The organism is Streptomyces sp. NL15-2K, from assembly GCF_030551255.1.
In the GTDB taxonomy this organism is placed as follows: Bacteria; Actinomycetota; Actinomycetes; order Streptomycetales; family Streptomycetaceae; genus Streptomyces.
Genome location: NZ_CP130630.1, coordinates 10,533,882 through 10,553,073, shown reverse-complemented (window position 1 = coordinate 10,553,073; position 19,192 = coordinate 10,533,882). Strand labels below are relative to the sequence as shown.

At 71.1% G+C, this 19,192-nt stretch carries 16 protein-coding genes and 1 pseudogene; 2 read left to right on the top strand and 15 right to left on the bottom strand.

The features are described 5' to 3' along the window. Position 1: 1 nt before the first annotated feature. The 13 genes from Q4V64_RS46090 to Q4V64_RS46030 all read right to left on the bottom strand — a co-directional run bounded on the left by Q4V64_RS46090 (position 2) and on the right by Q4V64_RS46030 (position 16,294). The gene (locus Q4V64_RS46090; RefSeq protein WP_172629026.1) at positions 2–892 is read right to left on the bottom strand and encodes a TatD family hydrolase; all 891 of its coding nucleotides are present in this window, start codon (positions 890–892) and stop codon (positions 2–4) included. After that, positions 892–1,608 carry an EboA domain-containing protein gene (locus Q4V64_RS46085; protein WP_124437802.1) on the bottom strand — a complete coding sequence of 239 codons (717 nt, stop codon included), beginning with the start codon at positions 1,606–1,608 and terminating at the stop codon, positions 892–894. Before Q4V64_RS46085 ends, Q4V64_RS46090 begins: the two co-directional genes overlap by 1 nt. Further along, the gene (locus Q4V64_RS46080; RefSeq protein WP_124437803.1) at positions 1,605–2,597 is read right to left on the bottom strand and encodes a sugar phosphate isomerase/epimerase family protein; all 993 of its coding nucleotides are present in this window, start codon (positions 2,595–2,597) and stop codon (positions 1,605–1,607) included. Before Q4V64_RS46080 ends, Q4V64_RS46085 begins: the two co-directional genes overlap by 4 nt. Then, positions 2,594–3,748 (bottom strand): SCO3242 family prenyltransferase, encoded by a 1,155-nt coding sequence (locus Q4V64_RS46075; RefSeq protein ID WP_253266754.1) that lies wholly within the window; start codon positions 3,746–3,748, stop codon positions 2,594–2,596. The genes Q4V64_RS46080 and Q4V64_RS46075 overlap by 4 nt, the downstream gene beginning before the upstream one ends. Further along, positions 3,745–4,905, bottom strand: coding sequence for an inositol-3-phosphate synthase (locus tag Q4V64_RS46070; protein ID WP_124437804.1), 1,161 nt, complete (start codon positions 4,903–4,905; stop codon positions 3,745–3,747). The genes Q4V64_RS46075 and Q4V64_RS46070 overlap by 4 nt, the downstream gene beginning before the upstream one ends. Positions 4,906–5,048: 143 nt before the next feature. After that, complete coding sequence (locus Q4V64_RS46065; RefSeq protein WP_124437805.1) at positions 5,049–6,386, bottom strand: ThuA domain-containing protein; 1,338 nt, start codon at positions 6,384–6,386, stop codon at positions 5,049–5,051. 15 nt (positions 6,387–6,401) lie between these two features. Beyond that, positions 6,402–8,903 carry a PQQ-dependent sugar dehydrogenase gene (locus Q4V64_RS46060; protein WP_124437806.1) on the bottom strand — a complete coding sequence of 834 codons (2,502 nt, stop codon included), beginning with the start codon at positions 8,901–8,903 and terminating at the stop codon, positions 6,402–6,404. Between the two features lie 80 nt (positions 8,904–8,983). Beyond that, positions 8,984–9,982: a sugar phosphate isomerase/epimerase family protein gene (locus tag Q4V64_RS46055; RefSeq protein ID WP_124437807.1), complete on the bottom strand. Its 999-nt coding sequence runs from the start codon at positions 9,980–9,982 to the stop codon at positions 8,984–8,986. Positions 9,983–9,996: 14 nt separating this feature from the next. Continuing rightward, positions 9,997–11,205 (bottom strand): Gfo/Idh/MocA family oxidoreductase, encoded by a 1,209-nt coding sequence (locus Q4V64_RS46050; RefSeq protein WP_124437808.1) that lies wholly within the window; start codon positions 11,203–11,205, stop codon positions 9,997–9,999. Between the two features lie 82 nt (positions 11,206–11,287). After that, positions 11,288–12,349, bottom strand: coding sequence for a substrate-binding domain-containing protein (locus Q4V64_RS46045; RefSeq protein WP_124437809.1), 1,062 nt, complete (start codon positions 12,347–12,349; stop codon positions 11,288–11,290). A 17-nt stretch (positions 12,350–12,366) separates the two neighbouring features. After that, positions 12,367–13,386 carry an ABC transporter permease gene (locus tag Q4V64_RS46040; RefSeq protein ID WP_124437810.1) on the bottom strand — a complete coding sequence of 340 codons (1,020 nt, stop codon included), beginning with the start codon at positions 13,384–13,386 and terminating at the stop codon, positions 12,367–12,369. Continuing rightward, positions 13,383–14,900 (bottom strand): sugar ABC transporter ATP-binding protein, encoded by a 1,518-nt coding sequence (locus Q4V64_RS46035; protein WP_124437811.1) that lies wholly within the window; start codon positions 14,898–14,900, stop codon positions 13,383–13,385. Before Q4V64_RS46035 ends, Q4V64_RS46040 begins: the two co-directional genes overlap by 4 nt. Positions 14,901–15,112: 212 nt before the next feature. Then, on the bottom strand, positions 15,113–16,294 hold the full coding sequence (locus Q4V64_RS46030) for an ROK family transcriptional regulator (protein ID WP_124437812.1): 1,182 nt from the start codon (positions 16,292–16,294) through the stop codon (positions 15,113–15,115). Positions 16,295–16,527: 233 nt separating this feature from the next. Between Q4V64_RS46030 and Q4V64_RS55755 the strand changes: the two are divergent. Together Q4V64_RS55755 and Q4V64_RS46025 are read left to right on the top strand one after the other, a co-directional pair. Further along, positions 16,528–16,668: pseudogene (locus Q4V64_RS55755) on the top strand (nucleoside-diphosphate sugar epimerase); the annotation flags it as partial. Between the two features lie 124 nt (positions 16,669–16,792). Then, complete coding sequence (locus Q4V64_RS46025; RefSeq protein WP_253266755.1) at positions 16,793–17,215, top strand: hypothetical protein; 423 nt, start codon at positions 16,793–16,795, stop codon at positions 17,213–17,215. Positions 17,216–17,273: 58 nt separating this feature from the next. On the opposite strand, the gene Q4V64_RS46020 is transcribed toward Q4V64_RS46025, so the two are convergent. Next, positions 17,274–17,951, bottom strand: coding sequence for a GntR family transcriptional regulator (locus Q4V64_RS46020; protein WP_124437813.1), 678 nt, complete (start codon positions 17,949–17,951; stop codon positions 17,274–17,276). A gap of 153 nt (positions 17,952–18,104) precedes the next feature. Further along, entirely contained in the window at positions 18,105–19,052 is a 948-nt protein-coding gene (locus Q4V64_RS46015) for a beta-ketoacyl-ACP synthase III (RefSeq protein ID WP_124437814.1), read from the bottom strand. Between the last annotated feature and the right edge of the window lie 140 nt (positions 19,053–19,192).

Genomic DNA, 19,192 nt, shown 5'->3' with positions numbered 1-19,192 from the left:
GTCACGCCCCCGGGGACAGGGCGCCGGCCGCCTCGTCCGGGTCTCTCGGGGCGCCGCGCAGGATGGAGTTGCCTTCGTGGGTGGCCTGCGTGGCCGCGACGTCGAGGGCTAGGCGGCCGCTCAGGCCGTAGAAGGCGACGGGGTTGCGCCACAGCACCCGGTCGACGTCGTCCTCGGTGAAGCCCTCGGCGAGCATCAGGTCACCGACCTTGCGGGTCTTGAGGGGATCGCTGCGGCCCCAGTCGGCGGCGGAGTTCACCAGCACCTGTTCGGGTCCGTAGGCGCGCAGGATCTCGATCATCCGCTCCTCGTCCATCTTGGTGTCCGGATAGACGGAGAAGCCCAGCCAGCAGCCGCTGTCCTTGGCCTCCTTGACGGTGGTCTCGTTGAGGTGGTCGACCAGGACCCGTTCCGGAGCGAGGGCGGACTCCCGGACCACGTCGAGGGTGCGGCGCAGGCCGGCGAGCTTGTCGCGGTGCGGGGTGTGGACGAGGGCGGGCAGCTCGTGGTCGGCGGCGAGCTGGAGCTGCGCGGCGAGGGCGGTGTCCTCGGCGGGGGTCATCGAGTCGTAGCCGATCTCGCCGACGGCCACGACCTGGTCCTTGACGAGATACCGGGGCAGTTCGTCGAGGACGGGGACGCAGCGCGGGTCGCCCGCCTCCTTGGGGTTGAGGGCGATGGTGCAGTGGTGGGCGATGCCGTATTGCGCGGCGCGGAAGGGTTCCCAGCCGAGCAGGGAGTCGAAGTAGTCGAGGAAGGAGTCGGGTGAGGTGCGGGGCTGGCCGAGCCAGAAGGACGGCTCGACGACGGCGCGGACGCCGGCGGCGTGCATGGCCTCGTAGTCGTCGGTGGTCCGTGACGTCATGTGGATGTGGGGGTCGAAGATGCGCATCAGGACTCCTTGCCGTCGGGGCCGCGGATGCCGTGCTCGGCCGGCGGCGGGGACATGGGGTCGGTCAGGGCCAGGACGCGGGAGAGGTCTTCGGGGACGGGGCGGCCCGCGGCGGTGCGTTCGGCGGCGTAGTCGCCGAGCATGCGGGCGAGTTCGCTGTCGCCGCGGGCGCGCCGCTCCAGGTCGGCCACCTCGGCCACGGCCACGCCGGTGAAGAGGCATTTCAGGACGGCGTGCCGCCAGTGGTGAGCGGCGAGGTGCCGGGCGGCGTACGGGCCGAGGGCGGCGGCGAGGAGTCGGGTGTCGTTGGTGCGCAGGGCGTCCTCGACAAGCGGGACGGCCTCGGGGCCCGGCACCAGGTGGGGCAAGGCGTGCAGGACGGCCCGGCGTTCGGCTGCGGTGCCCTGGGCGTAGACGCGAGCGAGGGCGTCCGGGTCGGCTCTGGCCGCGTTCAGGATGAGGACACGGACGGCGTCGGCGTGCTCGGGGCCGCAGCGGCGTCCGGCCTCGGCGAGACGCAGCTCCCATATGGAGATGGGTCCGTGCGTGCCGGGATGGGCGGCGGCCTCGTCGAGGGCCTGGTCGAGCCAGGCACGGGCGGCTGCGCCGAGGTGGGCGTTGACGTGGCTGCGCAGGACGTCCAGCGGGGTGCGGGCGAGGGTGGTGCCCGGGGTGTCCGACGCGGGGGTGTCCGGGGCGGCATGGGGATGGGTCATGGTGTGCTCCCTTCAGGGGTGGCGGAGGGCTCGCCTGGGGGTGCGAGGTGCGGGGTGCGCGGCGGGACTGGCCGGCGGAGAGCGCTGGGCGGCGTCGCGGTCCTGCGAACCGCCGCGACGGCTGCCGCGCGGCGGAGGAACGGAAGGGAGAGCTCGGCGAAGTGGGGGCCCGCGTGGGAGTGGCGGGGCAGTTCGACGACGGTCAGGCCCTGGTAGCCGACGGCGGACAGGGCGGCGAGGACGGGCGGGAAGTCGATCTTCCCGTCTCCGAGAGGGAGGTGTTCGTGGGTGCCGCGGCGCATGTCCTCGATCTGGACGTGGCGCAGCCAAGGAGCGGCGGCGCGTACGCAGTCGGGGGGTGGGAGCGGTTCGAGGCACTGGCAGTGGCCGATGTCGAGGGTCAGACCGAGGTGGTGCGGGTCCCCGAGAACGCGACGGAGGTGGTGGAAGTCATCGAGGGTGGCGAGGAGATGGCCGGGCTCGGGTTCGACGGCCAGGGGGATGCCGGCGTTGGTGGCGGCGTCCAGGACGGGCCCGAGGGCCTCGGCCAGCCGTTTCCACGCCGTGTGCGTGTCGGTGCCTGCCGGGGTGACGCCGCTGAAGCAGTGGACGGCGTGGGCGCCGAGGTCGGCGGCGACCTGTACGGCGCGGATCAGCAGGTCGACGCGTCGGGCGCGGTCGTCCGGGTCGGGGTCCAGCAGAGAGGGGCCGTGTTTGCGACGCGGGTCGAGCACATAGCGGGCGCCCGTCTCCACGGTGACCGTCAGGCCGAGCGCGTCCAGTCGGTGCGCGAGACGGCGGGTACGGGCGGGAAGGTCCGGGGCGAGCGGGTCGAGATGCATGTGGTCGAGGGTCAGCCCGACGCCGTCGTAACCGAGATCGGCGAGGAGGACGAGGGCGTCGTCGAGGCGGAGGTCGGCGAGGCCGTTGGTGCCGTAGCCGAAGTGGAACGGGGTGCCTGCGGAGGAAGGGAGGGCTTCGGCGGTCATGTGATGCTCACCTTCCTCGCGAATCTCCCCGCGATCGGGGCCAGCGCCGCGGTGAGCAGCGCCGTGGCGGTCGCGCCGGAACGGGCGGAGAGTGCGGCCTGGAGCGGGATCATGGCGCGGATGCCGCCGCTGACGGCTCGTTGGGTGAGCGGGGGTGAGGGGTTGAGCGTGGCGTGGAAGTAGGGGCGGGCGGCGGTTGCGGCGTAGGCGGCGGCGAGAGCCGTGCGCGGGGCGGCGGCCGGGGACAGCCTTGGGCGAGGGGGGCTTGCTGAGTCCCGGTCGGGCAGGTCGAGGCGGCCGTGCCGGTTCGGTCGGCCGGGACGCCCGGGCGGGGGCGCGGTGGTGACCCGGCTGGTGGGCGGGCGCGTCAGGAGCCTGGTCAGTACGCCGGTCGTGGCAAGCGCTGCCAGAGGGGCCAGGGGTGAACCGCCCCGGGTCTCCCGGCGGGACACGGCCGTGACCGCGAGGGTGTGTGCGCTGAGATGGGCGGCGGACGGAAGGGCTCGGCGAACGCCGCCGGCGCGGCGCGCAGAGCCCGCGGTGGTCCCCGTATCACCCGCTGGCGTCGCGCCGCCCGTCGTGGCTGCCGCGCCGAGGAGCAGGTCCAGACCGCGCGCCGCCGCCATCGCGAACGGGCCTGCCGGGGTGCGCTTCAGGAGGAGGTCGTATGCCCAGACCGTCGCGGCGAGAGGGGTCGCGACGGCCAGGGCTGGGCGGCCGGCGCGGGCGGCCAGGGACAGGCCCGCGCCGGTGAACGCGCAGGCTGCCGCGAGGGCCGCCGTGGGGCGGATGCGGCCGGAGGGCAGGGGACGGTGCGGGCGTTCCGCTGCGTCTTCGTGCCGGTCGGCCCAGTCGTTGAGGGCCATGCCTGCCTCGTACAGGCACAGGGAGGAACAGATGGCGAGCAGGGTGCGGGGGTTGGGGCGCGCGGCGGCTGCCGCGGCACCGGCGAGGGCGTCTCCCGGGACCGTGAACAGGGCTGGGAGGCGGAGCAGTTCGGTCCACGCCTGCGCGCCGGCGGCGCGGCTCGGTCCCCTGCCTACCGTCCCCACTCCGACCAGGCCCGCACCGCTCGCGCTCACGCCGTTCAGGCCCGGACCGGCCATCGCGTCCACGCCGTTCGGGCTCGGGGCATCGCGTCGGCCGTTCACCGGCCCTCCCCCGGGTGTTCGTCCGCCCGCGGCGCCACCGCACCGCTCCGCAATCGCCGGGCGAACCCCAGCAGTACCGCGTACTGCTCCCCCAGAGCCGAGGGTCCTTCCCCGACGGGATCCTTGAAGTAGAACCCCAGCTCGGACAGCGGTCCGGACAGGCCCCTCTCGTGGGCGCGGGAGACCAGGCGGGCCAGGTCGAGGACCAGGGGTGCGGCCAGGGCCGAGTCGCAGCCCTGCCAGATGGTCTGCAGGATCATGCGGGCGCCGAGGAAGCCGTCGAAGGCGATGTGGTCCCAGGCGGTCTTCCAGTCGCCGAGCGCGGGGACGTCGTCGATGTGGACCTCGCCCTCGGGTGTCGTGCCGAGGGTGTCGGCGAGGACCCGTTCCTTGCCCGCGTTCTTCGCCGCCGCGGCGGCCGGATCGGCCAGGGCGGCACCGTCTCCGCCGCCGAGCAGGTTGGTGCCGGACCAGGCCCGGACCGCGAGCGCCCGCTGCGCGAACATGGGGCCCAGCACCGAACGCAGCAGCGTCTGCCCGGTCTTGCCGTCGCGGCCCGCGTACGGCAGCCCCGACGACTGGGCCGCTTGGGCCAGCGCGGGGTGGTGCAGGCCGGTCGACGGGGTGAAGTTCACGTACGGGCAGCCCGCGCGCAGGGCCGCCGCCGCGTACAGAGAGCTGGCGGGGAGCTCGATGCCGGTGGGCGTCGGTTCCGTGGAGGCGACGTTCACCACGACCGCCCGCGCGAGGCCGTGCCGCCGTACGAAGTCCCGTAGGTCGTCGGCGAAGGCGACGATGAGCTCCTCCGCGTCCCGCGTGTCCCCGGCGAGTGGGCCGCCGGGCCTGACCTCCCGGTCGGCGGCGGCCAGTTCGGCGCCGACCGCCGTCGCAAGGCCGTGCGGCAGGACGCCTCCGGCCGCCAGTGCCTCCGCGCGCTTGGGCAGGGGGCAGTCGACCGTGTCGTGGCCGCCGAAGACGAGGGACGACAGGGCCGGTAAGCCGCTGTCGGCGAATGCGGCTGTCTCGGTGATCAGTCCCGTCGGCGGTTGCAGACCCGCGGTGACGGCGGCGCATCCCACGACGACCGTGGTGGCGACGGAGCCCCGTGCCCCGATCAGCCAGACGCCGACGCGCGGTGGGGAAACGGACGCGGACATGGGCAGCCTCCTCGTCGAACGCCTGGGTATGCGACGAACACCTCGTATGCGCACACGCCTCGTATGCGAGCCCGCGGGGTGGGATCACCCCCTTGCGGGCGAAGACGGCGGGCGGGAGTCCGGCGTCCCCCGCCCGCCGCCGCTCAGTCGCCCTGCACGGGCAGTTCCTTGATCCGGATGTCACGGAAGGACACCTGGTCGCCGGCTCCGTGGTTCTGGATGCCGACGTGCCCGTCCCGCAGGCTCCGGGCCGGATCGGTGTTGGTGAAATCGTTGATCTTCACGCCGTTGAGCCAGACGCGCAGACGTTCGCCCTCCACGCGGATCTCGTACGTGTTCCACTCCCCCGGCGGATTCAGCGCACGGTCGCGCTTCCTCAGGTCGGCGGACTGGAAGCCGTAGACGGATCCGGTGGTCTTCTCGGGGACGTCGGTGGCGTCGATCTGGATCTCGTAGCCGTTGTTCACGGCCGACCACGGGTCGTCCGAGGGCGGGAATCCCACGAACACACCGGAGTTGTCGTCGCCCGACTCACTGGCCATCTTCCAGTCGAGCTTCAGGGAGTACGCCCCGAAGGCCCGGTCGGCGTACCAGAGCATTCCCATCCCGCCCGACGACGTGATCGTGCCGTCGTCGTCCAGGGTGAAGGAGCCCGGGCCGGCCTGCTGCCAGCCCGCCGGCGAGCTGCCGTCGAAGAGTGGACGGTATCCCGTCTCCGGTCGACAGTCCGCCTGGACATCGCCTATTGCATACCGGATTCCGCCTGCCAGATGTCGACGGAACGCGGGCTCCGCGAATGACTCCTTCGTGTGACCGCCGCCGGTGTAGAAGGCGCGGCCGCCCTGGTAGGTCTGGCACCAGGCGATCGGGTGGTCGCCGTGCATGGTGCCGCCGGTGTACGACGACTCGTCGAGCGAGGCGAGGACGTGGGCCCGCTCCCGGGGGTTCGAGCGGTAGTTGTACCACTCGTCGGTGCGTTCCCAGGTCCGCGAAAGGCCCGATGTCGCTGGGTGAGCGCGGTCCTCGACGTGCACCGTCGCGGGCTGGATCGCCGGGTGCGACTGGAAGTAGGCGCCGGCCAGGCCGCCGTAGAACGCCCAGTCGTACTCGGTGTCGGCGGCGGCGTGGATGCCGACGTAGGCTCCGCCGCGGTGGATGTAGTCCTCGAAGGCCCGCTGCTGGGCCGGGTCGAGGACGTCGCCGGTCGTCGACAGGAACACGACCGCGTCGTAGCGCCGCAGGTTGCGTGCGGTGAACGCGCCGGCGTCCTCCGTCGCGTCGACCGTGAAGCCGTCCGTCTCGCCGAGCTGCTTCACCGTCGCGACGCCCTCGGGGATGGAGTCGTGCCGGAAGCCGGCCGTCTTGGAGAAGACCAGCACCCGTTGGTCGTCGGCGGGTTGCGAGGCGGCGGGTTCCGAGACACAGCCCAGCAACAGGGCCGCGCCCACAACGGCGGTACCCAGTCGTCGGGTTGAACGCATCGCCGTCACCTCCTCTCAGCTCGTGGTGAAGGTGAAGTCGTCGACGTCGTACAGGGCTCCCGAGCCGCTGCCCTTGAAGACCAGATAGAGCGTGGTCGTGCCGCGCGGGGCGCGCGACAGGTCGGCGCTGACGTCCTGGAAGGTGTCCCAGCCGCCGGTCACCGGCACGGTCGCCTTGCCGAGCAGGGTGCCCGTCGAGGACCCGGCACGGACCTCCAGCGTGCCGCCCGCGCCGGCCGAGGAGACGCGCGCTGTGATCTTCTTGGCGTTGCTGAGGACGTACGGCGTGAAGGAGATCCAGTCGCCGTTGTTGATGTCGCCGGCGGTCTCGCCGCCGTGCGCGGTGTCCTTCGTGATGATCGAGACGCCGGAGCCGTTGCCGAAGTGCTCGGCCTGGCGGTGCTTGGGCTGGACTACGTTCTGGTCGTGGGTGGTGAGCGGGGCCTGGCCGCCGCCTCCGCCGTCGGTGTACTCGGCGTCGAAGACACCGAAGATGTTGGCGTCGTCGTCGTGGCCGCCGTCGGCGCTGGTCTGGATGGTGCCGGTGCAGCCGTTCGCCGAGGTCACCGGGTGGCCGTGACTGTCGTGGCCCAGGATGAAGGTGACCTTGACCTTCGCGCAGTCGATGGTCCTGCCGTCCTCGACGTCGGCGACCCGCACCTTGAACGGAATCGCGTCACCGAAGCTGAACAGCTGCCCGTCCCTGGGGAGTTCGAGCGTCACCTTGGGCGCGGTGTTGCCCACCACGATCTGCACACTCGCGTTGCCGGTGCGGCCGCTCGGGTCCTTCACGGTCAGCGTCGCGGTGTACGTGCCGTTCTTCTTGTACTTGTACGTCGGGTTCGGCTGCGTCGACTTGCCGCCGTCACCGAAGTCCCAGCTGTACGTGAGGGCGTCGCCGTCCTGGTCCGTCGTTCCCTCGGAGGAGAAACGTATCCTCAGCGGCGCCTGCCCCGAGGTCCGGTCGGCGGCGGCCTGCGCGACCGGGGAGTGGCCGTCGGTCGCGTTCTCGATGCGGTACAGGCCCGAGTGCTCGTCGCCGCCGAACCAGGCGGTGCCGTAGTCGAGGACGTACAGCGCGCCGTCCGGGCCGAAGGCCATGTCCATCACCTGGGTGCCGGTCCACGGCACGTCGTTGATCGACTGCACGGTGCCGCTGCCGTCGCTGACGATCCGCTTGATCCAGCGGCGGCCGAACTCCCCTGCGAAGAAGTCCCCGTCGTACGCCTCGGGGAACTTCACCGGCGAGTCGAGCGCGGCGTCGTAGTGGTAGACCGGGCCACCCATCGGCGACTCGGAGCCGCTGCCGAACTCGGGCAGGGAGCCCCCGTCGTACGGGATCCAGGCGGGCTGGGCCGGGGGCAGGTCGGTGAGCCCGGTGTTGTTCGGCGAGGTGTTCTTCGGCGCGCTGCAGTCGAAGGCCGCTCCGGATGCGCCCGTCGCGAAATCGTATGCAATGTACGGGTCATTGTCGCCCGTGCAGTAGGGCCACCCGAAGTTGCCCGGACCGGTCAACCGCGCGAACTCCACCTGACCGGCGGGACCGCGGGCCGGGTCGGCGGCGCCGGCATCGGGGCCGTAGTCGCCGACATAGAGGATGCCAGTCTCCTTGTCGACGCTGAAGCGGAACGGGTTGCGGAAGCCCATCGCATAGATCTCGGGCCGCGTCTTGTCCGTGCCGGGTGCGAAGAGGTTGCCGTCCGGGACGGAGTACGAGCCGTCGGCCTTCACCTTGATGCGCAGGATCTTGCCGCGCAGGTCGTTGGTGTTGCCGGCCGAACGCTGGGCGTCGAAGGCCGGGTTGCGGTTCGCGCGCTCGTCGATGGGCGTGAAGCCGTCCGACTGGAAGGGGTTGCTGTCGTCGCCCGTCGACAGGTAGAGGTTGCCCGCCGCGTCGAAGTCGATGTCGCCGCCGACATGGCAGCAGATGCCGCGGGAGGCGGGGACGTCGAGGATCTTCTTCTCGCTGGCCGTGTCGAGGGTCCCGTCGGTGTTCAGGACGAACCGGGAGAGCCGGTTGACGCCGTCGAAGGGCGCGAAGTCGGCCGCGGTGCCCGTCTCGGGTGCGTCGCCCGCGGGGGTGTTCAACGGGGGCGCGTAGTAGAGGTAGATGAAGCGGTTGGTGATGAAGCCGGGGTCGACGCCGATGCCTTGGAGGCCTTCCTCGTCGTGGGAGTAGACGTCGAGCTTGCCCGCGAGTTTGGTGTTGCCCGCGGCGTCGGTGAGGCGGAGTTCGCCGTCGCGCGAGGTGTGCAGAACCGAGCGGTCCGGGAGGACTGCCAGGGACATGGGTTCGCCGACCTCCGCCTCACCCTTGGCGAGAGTGACCTGCTGGAAGTCCTCGGCCGCGACGACCCCCTCGTCGGCGACGGCTGCGCCGGCCTGGGGTGCGGTGAGAGTGAGTGTCGCCCCTGCCAGCAGCACGCCGCTGAAGAGCGCCACCGCTTTACGGAACGACGGGCGTCGTCTGTGGGTCTCGTTTCTGTCGGTGCTGGTGGTGCGGTCGGTCCCGTGCACGGATGCCTCCAGAATGGGGCCGGTTGTACGTGCGGGTGCGTACGCCGGGATGCGCCGTCATCCCGGAGAGCGAAGGAAGATCAGTTGCCGAACGCCGCGTCGAAGGAGGCCGACGGCGGCTCGAAGTCGTATGCCTTGAGGCGGGACAGGGCCTCGGGGGCGCCCTGGAGCCGGTCCATGCCGGCGTCCTCCCACTCGACGGAAATGGGCCCCTGGTAGTCGATGGAGCGCAGCATCCGGAAGACGTCCTCCCAGGGGACGTCCCCATGGCCCGCGGAGACGAAGTCCCAGCCGCGGCGCGGGTCGCCCCAGGGCAGGTGGGAGCCGAGGCGGCCGTTGCGGCCGTCGAGCCGTTTGCGGGCCTCCTTGCAGTCGACGTGGTAGATCCGGTCGCGGAAGTCCCACAGAAAGCCGACAGGATCGAGGTCCTGCCACACGAAGTGGCTCGGGTCGAAGTTGAGTCCGAAAGCCGGTCGACGGTCGACCGCATCCAAGGTGCGTACGGTCGTCCAGTAGTCGTATGCGATCTCGCTCGGGTGGACCTCGTGCGCGAACCGCACCCCTTCGGCGTCGAAGACGTCGAGGATAGGGTTCCAGCGCTCGGCGAAGTCCTCGTAACCGCGGTCGATCATCGACTCGGGGGCGGGCGGGAACATGGCGACCAGGTGCCAGATGGCGGAGCCGGTGAAACCGATGACGGTGTCGACGCCGAAGGCGGCAGCGGCACGCGCGGTGTCGGCGATCTCGGCGGCGGCCCGCTGCCGCACACCCTCGGCGTCGCCGTCGCCCCAGATGCGGCCCGGCAGGATCGCCTGGTGGCGTTCGTCGATGATGGCGTCGCAGACCGCCTGGCCCACCAGGTGGTTGGAGATGGCCCAGCACTTCAGGCCGTACTTGTCGAGCAGTGCCCTGCGGGAGTCGAGGTACGACGGGTCGGCCAGGGCCTTGTCGATCTCGAAGTGGTCGCCCCAGCAGGCGAGTTCGAGTCCGTCGTAGCCGAAGTCGCGGGCGAGACGGCAGACCTCTTCGAGCGGGAGGTCCGCCCACTGGCCGGTGAACAGCGTGAACGTGCGCGGCATTTCTGTGCGCCTCCTCAGACCGCGATGGGCGTGTAGACGGAGTTCTTCTCGGCGCTCTCCTCCACCGCCGCCAGCACGCGCTGCACCTGCAGCCCGTCGGCGAAGGAGGGTTCGGGTTGCCGGCCCTCGGCGATCGCGTGGACGAGGTCGCGGGCCTGGTGGACGAAGGTGTGCTCGTAGCCGAGGCCGTGGCCCGGCGGCCACCAGGCGTCCAGGTAGGGGTGGTCGGGTTCGGTGACGAGGATGCGCCGGAAGCCGGCGTGCGCCCCCGGTTCCGTACCGTCGTGGTACGCGAGCTCGTTGAGGCGCTCCAGGTCGAAGGCCAACGAGCCGCGCTCGCCGTTGAGTTCGATGCGCAGCGCGTTCTTGCGGCCGGTGGCGTAGCGGGTCGCCTCGAAGGAGGCGAGGGCGCCGGAGGTGAAGCGGCCGGTGAACAGGGCCGCGTCGTCGACGGTGACCTGTCCGCTGCCGACTGTCGACACGGCCGACAGGCCGCTGGCGGGTCCACCGGGCAGCGGGCGCTGCCGTACGAAGGTCTCGGTCAGCGCGGAGACCCCGGCCAGCCGCTCGCCGACCAGATACTGGGCGAGGTCGACGATGTGCGCGCCCAGGTCACCGAGCGAACCGGAGCCCGCCTGTTCCCTGCGCAGTCGCCATGTCAGCGGGAACTCCGGGTCGACCAGCCAATCCTGAAGGTACGTCACTCGTACATGCCTCAGGGCTCCGAGCCGGCCCTCGCCGACCATCCGCCGGGCCAGCGCGGTGGCGGGCACCCGGCGGTAGTTGAAGCCGACCATCGCCACCTTGCCACGCTCAAACGCAGCTTGCGCGGCCGTCACCATGGCCTCGGCCTCCTCGACGGTGTTCGCGAGGGGTTTCTCGCACAGGACGTGCTTTCCGGCGGCGAGCGCGGCGAGGGCGATCTCGGCGTGGCTGTCGCCGGGGGTACAGATGTCGACGAGGTCGATGTCGTCCCGCGCGATCAAGGCCCGCCAGTCGGTCTCGGTCGTCGCCCAGCCGTGCCGGTCGGCCGCCACGCGCACGGCGGCCGCGTCCCGCCCGCAGACGGCGGCCAGGACCGGGCTGAGCGGCAGGTCGAAGGCGCGGCCCGCGGTGCGCCAGCCCTGGGAGTGGGCGGCGCCCATGAAGGCGTAGCCGACCATGCCGACGCGCAGCGGCGGCTTTTCGGCTCCGGGCCCTTCTGACTGCTGCGGCTGTGCCATGCGGAGTGTCCTCCTCGTCGTCGTGGCGCGGTGGGGGGTGCGGCCCGGCCCGTGGACGGGGCGGGCTCCTTGGAGGGAGGCCTCACTTGAAGCCGGTGGACATGTACTGGTCGACGTTGGTCTTGTCGACGACCGCCGAGTAGAGCGTGATCGACGCCGGGATCTCGTACTCGGCGAGGCCGCTGACCCCCTTGGCCTGGCCGAGAGCGCGTGCGAGGTCGATCGCGGAGGCGGCCATGGTCGGCGGGTAGAGGACGGTCGCCTTCAGGACGCCGTTGTCCTGCTTGATGGCCTGGAAGGCGGACAGCGCGCCCGCGCCGCCGACCATCAGGAAGTCGTCGCGGCCGGCCTGCTCGATGGCGCGCAGCGCGCCCACGCCCTGGTCGTCGTCGTGGTTCCACAGGGCGTCGAACTCCGACTGGGCCTGGAGGAGTTGGGCCATCTTGGCCTGGCCGGACTCGACGGTGAAGTCGGCGGCCTGGCGGGCCACCTTGCGGATATTGCGGTAGTTCTTCAGCGCGTCGTCGAAGCCCTGGGTGCGCTGCTTGGTCAGCTCCAGGTTGTCGAGGCCGGCCAGTTCGATGACCCGGGCGTTCGCCTTGCCCTTGAGCTTCTCGCCGATGTAGTGGCCGGCGCTGAGGCCCATGCCGTAGTTGTCGCCGCCGATCCAACAGCGGTACGCCTGCGGGGTGTTGAAGATCCGGTCGAGATTGACGACCGGGATGTCCGCGCGCATCGCCTTCAGGCCCACCTGGGTCAGGGCCTTGCCGTCGGCGGGCAGGACGACCAGGACGTCGACCTTCTTGTTGATGAGGGTCTCGATCTGTCCGATCTGCTGGGCGGTGTCGTTCGAGCCCTCGGTGATCTCCAGGGTGACGTCGGAGTATTTCTCGGCCCGCTTCTTGGCGTTGTCGTTGATGGCGTTGAGCCAGCCGTGGTCGGCCTGCGGGCCGGCGAAGCCGATGGTGACCTGCTTGCCGGGCTTGTCCTCGGCGGCCGGCTGGTCGTTCGCTGCGGGTTCGTCGTCGCTCGACTCGTTGCTGGTGCAACCTGTGAGGAGGGCACCGGCCGAGACGGCGGCGGTCCCGAGGAACAGTCCTCTGCGACTGGTGAAGCGGCTGGTGAATGACGTCGGCTCTGGCATGGCGGTGAACCCTTTCCTCAGTTCGTGCTCGCGGTACGGCGCTGGACCAGCACGGCGGCGACGATGATCGCGCCCTTGGCGATCTGCTGGACGTCGCTCTGCAGGTTGTTCAGGGCGAAGATGTTGGTGATCGTGGTGAAGATCAGGACGCCGAGCACGGAGCCGGTGATGGTGCCGCGACCCCCGCTGAGCAGCGTGCCGCCGATGATCGCGGCGGCGATGGCGTCGAGCTCGTAGAGGTTGCCGTTGGTGTTCTGGCCGGATCCGGACAGGATGATCAGCAGGAAGGCGGCGATGCCGCAGCACAGTCCGGACAGCAGGTAGAGGTACAGCCGCTGGCGGCGTACGTCGATGCCGGCGAGCCGGGCCGCCTCCGCGTTGCCGCCGACGGCGACCGTGCGGCGCCCGAAGGTGGTGCGGTTCAGCAGCAGCCAGCCGATGATCGTCACGACCGCGAACACCATCACCAGCGGCGGGATCCCGAGGACGTACGCGTCGCGTTCGCCGAGGTCGAGGATGCCGTCGACGGTGACGATCTGCGTGCGGCCGTCGGTGATCTGCAGGGCCAGGCCGCGCGCGGAGGCCAGCATGGCGAGCGTGGCGATGAAGGGGACCATTCCGCCGTATGCGATGAGCAGTCCGTTGACCAGGCCGCATCCGAGTCCGACGAGGACCGAGGTGAAGAGGATGCCGCCGAAGCCGTACTCCTGCGTGGCGACGGTGGTCGCCCATACCGAGGCCAGCGCGACGATCGCGCCGACGGACAGGTCGATGCCGCCGGAGGTGATGACGAAGGTCATCCCGACGGTGACGACGCCGATCACCGAGGCCTGGGTGAGCACGAGTTGGAGGTTGCGCGTGTCGAGGAACTCGTCGGGCTTGGTGATGCCGCCGATCAGGATCAGTACGGCGAGCACGCCTAGGAGGGAGAGGGTGCGGACGTCGGCGCGGAACACGAGGGCGCGCCAGGCGGGAGCTTGGGCCACCGGGGGCACCTTGTCGGCGCTGTCCCTGGGTGGGGAGACGGGCTGCGTCATGACGCGGGGCTTCCTTCCATGACGAGGTCGAGTACGCGGTGTTCGTCCAGGTCGTGGGCGGGCGCCGTGTGGACGACGCTGCCCTCGCGGAGCACCAGGACGCGGTCGGCGAGGCCGAGCACCTCGGGGACCTCGCTGGAGACGAGCAGCACTGCGAGGCCTTCATTAGCCAGTCGACGGACGACTGCATACAGTTCGGCGCGGGCGCCGACGTCGACCCCGCGGGTCGGCTCGTCGAGCAGCAGCACCCGGCAGCCGCGCAGCAGCCAGCGCGCCAGGACGGCCTTCTGCTGGTTGCCGCCGGACAGGGTGCGCACCGGCACGGACGGGTTGTCGGGGCGCAGCGACAGCTCCCGGGTGGCGGCCCGTGCCGCGCCGTGTTCGGCGCCCCGGTCGATCCAACCGCCGCGGGAGAAGCGGGACATGGAGGAGACGGAGACGTTGCGGGTGACCGACTCCAGCATCAGCAGCGCCTGGGCCTTGCGTTCCTCGGGGGCGAGTCCGAGCCCGGCGCGGACGGCGGCGCGCACACTGCCGGGCCGCAACGCCCGCCCGTCGACGAGGACTTGACCGGCAGTGGGCTTGCGGGCGCCGTAGATCGTCTCCAGGATCTCGGAGCGGCCCGAGCCGAGGAGTCCCGCCAGGCCGACGATCTCGCCTGGCCGGACGTGCAGGTCGAGCGGCTCGAACTCGCCCTCCCGGGCCAGCCCCCGGACCTCCAGAACGGGCGTGCCGTCCGGTGCCGTCGCGGGCCGCTCCGGGAAGACGTACTCGACGTTGCGTCCCGTCATCAGCGCGACGACCTCGCGGGTCGGCGTAGTCTTCGCGGGCAGCCCGACCGCGACGGCCCGCCCGTCCTTCAGGACGGTCACCCGGTCGCCGATCCGGCGGATCTCCTCCAGGCGGTGGGAGATGTAGACGACGGCGACACCGTCGGCGGTGAGGTCGCCGACGATCCGGAAGAGGTTGTCGACCTCGTCCGGGTCGAGGGCGGCGGAGGGCTCGTCCATCACGATGAGCCGGACGTCGTGCGAGAGTGCCCGGGCCATGGACACGATCTGCTGCTGGGCGGCCGGCAGCTCCCCCACCATGCGGACCGGATCGATCTCTGGATGTCCAAGTCGCCTCAACAGAGCGGCTGTTGAGGCTCGTGCGACCTTGCCTCGTACGACGAACCCGGCCGCCGTGGGTTCATGGCCGAGGTGGACATTCTCCGCCACGGACAGGTGCTCCACCAGGTCGAGTTCCTGGTAGATGGTGGCGATGCCGAGGCGCATCGCGGCGATCGGCGAGCGGAGGGTGACGTCCTCACCACGCCAGCGGATGGTGCCGGTGTCGGGCTGGTGGGCACCGGCGAGGACCTTGATGAGCGTGGACTTGCCGGCCCCGTTCTGGCCGAGCAGGCAGTGCACCTCGCCGGCCTGGACGTCGAGGTCGACGCCGTCGAGGGCCCGGACTCCGGGGAACGACTTGGTGATGCCGGACATGCTGAGCAGCGGTGGTTCTGATGCCATCGGGTTCCCCTTGGCGGGCGTGCGGGCCGGTTTCAGGGCAGGGCGGAGCAGTCAGTGGTGCTGGTGAGCCTTATGACTTGAGCTGTATGCAATGCGCCGTGTGCGGTGAGCCGTATGCGGTGAGCCGTATGCGGTGAGCCGTATGCGGTGAGCCGTATGCGGTGAGCCGTATGCGGTGAGCCGTATGCAGCGGGTCGTGAGGAGAACGGTGCTTATGCGGGTGAGAACAGGTGGTCGCTGATGAGGCGGGCCGCGCCGATCACTCCGGCGGTGGGGCCCAACTCGCCAAGGACAATGGGCAAGTTGCCGGTCGCAAGCGGTAGCGACTGGCGGTAGACCTGGGTGCGGATCGCGGCGAGCAAGGTGTGGCCGAGGCCGGTCACCCCGCCGCCGATCACCACCAGGCCCGGATTGAAGAAGCTGACGAGTCCGGCGATGACCTGGCCAGTGCGGTTGCCGCCCTCGCGGATCAGGTCGAGCGCGGTGGCGTCACCCGCGGCGGCCGCGGCGGCGACGTCGACGGCACTGAGACCGCCGTTCGTCTCCCACCGCGTCGCGAGTTCCGCCGACAGGCCCTGCTGGGCGGCCTCCGTGGCGTCGCGGGCCAGGGCCGCCCCGCTGAAGTGTGCTTCCAGACAGCCCCGGTTGCCGCAGGCGCACGGGCGGCCGTCGGGCACGGCCTGGATGTGCCCGATGTCGCCGGCGCTGCCCGTCACACCGCGGTGGACCTCGCCACCGGCGACGATGCCGCAGCCGATGCCGGTGCCGATCTTGACGCAGAGGAAGTCGCCCACGGAGCGTGCGACGCCCGCGTGCATCTCCCCCATCGCCATGAGGTTCACATCGTTGTCGACCATGACCGGGCAGCCGAGTTCCTGGCTGAGCGCCTCCCGCACCGGGAAGCCGTCCCAGCCCGGCATGATCGGCGGGGCGACCGGCACCCCCTCGGGGAAGCGGACCGGTCCCGGGACGCCGATGCCGGCGCCGTCGTAGCCCTCCGCCAGCCCCGAGGCCCTCAACTTCGCGGCCATGGACAGGACTTGCTCGAAGACCGCGACCGGCCCCTCGCGCACGTCCAAGGGCTGGTTGAGGTGTCCGAGGATCTCCAGTTCGGCGTTGGTGACGGCGACGTCGACCGAGGTCGCGCCGATGTCGACGCCGAGGAAACGCAAGGCCGGGGCCAGCCGGATGTTGTGGGAGCGGCGCCCACCGCGCGAGGCGGCGAGTCCGTCGGCCACGACGAGGCCGGTCTCCAGCAGTCGGTCCACCTCCACGGCCAGCTTGGACCGCGAGAGATCGACCTGATCGCCCAGCTGAGCACGGGAGTTGGGGCCGCCGTCCCGCAACAGCTTCAGCAACCGGGCCTGATGGGCGTTCGCGGGTCGTGCCGTCATGCGTCTCACGAGCCCCTCCCCGCCTCAATCGGCCACCGGTTGGCTGGCTTTCGAGGGGAACGTAGCAGCGGCAGCCGAGGGTGGGAAGAAGTTGCGCACGAATTGCCGCAGACTTTCTCCACTCCCAGGACAAAGACACGTAGTGACCTAGTGCTCACCGGGCTGACACCGCAGGATGGGCACGACACCGGGACCGTCTCGGCCCGGGACCGGGAGGGGGGCGTGTGATTCTGATGACGGGCGCCACGGGGAATGCGGGTGCCGAACTCGTCCGCGCCTCGGCCGGGGCCGGGGAGCCGGTGCGGGTGTTGAGCCGTTCCGGCCGGGCTGACGGGCAGGCGTCGACGGCGGAGGCCGTGGCAGGCGATTTGAATCGGCCCGAGACGGTGCGCGAGGCGCTGGACGGCGTAGAAGCCCTCTTCCTGATGCCCGGTTGGTTACGACGGGCAGCGGCAGATCCTGGCGGACGCGCGGGCCGCGGGTGTGCGGCGGGTCGTCATGCTGTCCGGGAAGTCGGCGGGCACGGGCGACACGGGCAACGCGGTCGCCGGTTATCTGATCGACGCGGAGGCCGCGGTGCGCGAGTCGGGGCTGCCGTGGACGTTCCTGCGGCCGACCAGCTTCATGTCGAACGCGCTGCGGCTGACGGACCAGGTCCGCAAGGGCGACGCGGTGCGGGTGCCGTTCCCGGACGTGTATACCGCCGACATCGATCCGTATGACATCGCGCAGGTCGCCCTGACCGCCCTGCTGTCGGACGCGTACGCAGGCCGCGTCCTCGAACTGACCGGGCCCGAGGCGCTGTTGCCCGCCGACCGCGTCCCCCTGCTCGGCGAGGTGCTGGGCCGGGACCTGCGCGCCGTCGGGCTCCCGCACCAGGAGGCCCGCGCCGAAATGGAGGCCGCCATGCCGAAGCCGTAGCGCGAGGGCACGCGGAGGCAGTTCTGAACGGCAGCCTCTGTTTCGGCCTTTGAAACGGCTACGACTCCTTACGTGCGTGGTACGAGCGCCGCGTGTGCTCGGTGTGCTCGCGCATCAGCCGGGTGGCGAGCTGCTCGTCATGGGCGGCGATCGCGTGGATCAGTTCCCCGTGTTCGATCCAGGACTGGTCCCCGCGCTGCCGGGCGACCGGCGTGTAGTACCAGCGCACCCGGCGGTCGACCTGCGCCGCCAGTTCGGCGAGGACCGCGTTGCCGGCCAGCTCCATGATCTTCGCGTGGAAGCGGGCGTTCAGGGCGACGGCGGCATCCACGTCGTCCTTGGCGACGGCGAGCTTTCCCTGCGCCAGCAGCCCCAACAGGGCATCGAGACCTGCCTTGTCCGCGTTCACCGCGGCCAGCCGGGCGGCCTCGGCCTCCAGCAGGGTCCGTACGGTGAGGAGCTGGTCGGCCTCCTCCTCCGTCGGCTCGTGCACGAACGCACCCTGGGCGGGCCGAAGATCGACCCAGCCCTCGGTGTTCAGCCGCTGCAGCGCCTCACGCACCGGCTGCCGGGAGACGCCGAGGTGCCCGGCGAGTTCGCTCTCGACGAGGTGCTGGCCGGGCTGCAGGGCGCGGGTGGTGATGAGTTCGAGCAGCGCCTCGTAGACCCGCTCGCGCAGCGGCCCCGGCCGTTCCAGCTTGGGCACGGCCCCCTGCGGCAGTCCTGTCGACAACATCGCGGTCCCCCTCCTCGGCAGGGCCATGCACAGCGGCGGTGAAGCCGGTTCGCCTGTAGACCCAGTATCGATTGTCTTTCGTCTACAGTCTACGGTGCACAATGACCAGGGAAACGGGGAGTCGGCCTCGTCACACCCTGTTGTACCGGCACGTCAGGGGCAGCGGACGACCTGTCCGGCGTACGAAAGGTTCCCGCCGAACCCGAAGAGCAGCACCGGATCCCCCGTGGAGACGGCCCCCTGCTCCACCAGCTTGGAGAAGGCGAGCGGAATGCTCGCGGCCGACGTATTACCGGATTCGGTGACATCGCGCGCGACCACTGCGTTGACGGCGCCGATCTTCTCAGCGAGGGGTTCGATGATGCGCAGGTTCGCCTGGTGGAGCACGACGGCCGCGAGGTCCGCCGGGGCGAGCCCCGCGCGCTCGCACGCCCGGCGGGCGATGGGCGGCAGCTGAGTGGTCGCCCAGCGGTAGACGCTCTGCCCTTCCTGCGCGAACCGCGCCGGCTGCCCCTCGATCCGTACCGCGTGCCCCATCTCCGGCACCGAACCCCACAGCACGGGCCCGATCCCGGGTACACCACCCGACGGCGCCGCCTCCACGACGGCGGCTCCCGCCCCGTCGCCGACGAGCACGCAGGTCGTGCGGTCGGTCCAGTCGGTCACGTCGGACATCTTGTCGGCGCCGATGACCAGGGCCCTGCTCGCCGCGCCCGCGCGGACGGTGTGGTCGGCGGTGGCCAGGGCATGGGTGAAGCCGGCGCACACGACGTTGACGTCCATGGCGGCGGGCGACGGGATACCGAGCCGGGCGGCGACCCGGGCAGCCATGTTCGGGGAACGGTCCACGGCGGTGGACGTGGCGACCAGCACCAGGTCGATGTCGGCGGGCGCCAGGCCCGCCGAGGCGAGCGCCTTGGCGGCGGCGTGCGCGGCCAGCTCGTCGACCGGCTCGTCGGGCCCGGCGATGCGGCGCGTGCGGATGCCCACCCGGGTCCTGATCCACTCGTCGCTGGTGTCGACCAGGCCCGCCAGGTCCTCGTTGGTGAGTACCTTGGCGGGCTGGTAGTGACCGACGGCGGCGATGCGTGTGCCGTTCATGGGCGATCCCCCTCGTTGTGCTGCGGACAGCGGGATCCACCAGTCTGGTCAGTGACTCACGGGTACGACGGCAGGTGAAGCCACAGGAAACAGGCGCCCGCCTTGTCGGCTTCGCTCAGACCCTCGGACGCCCGAACACT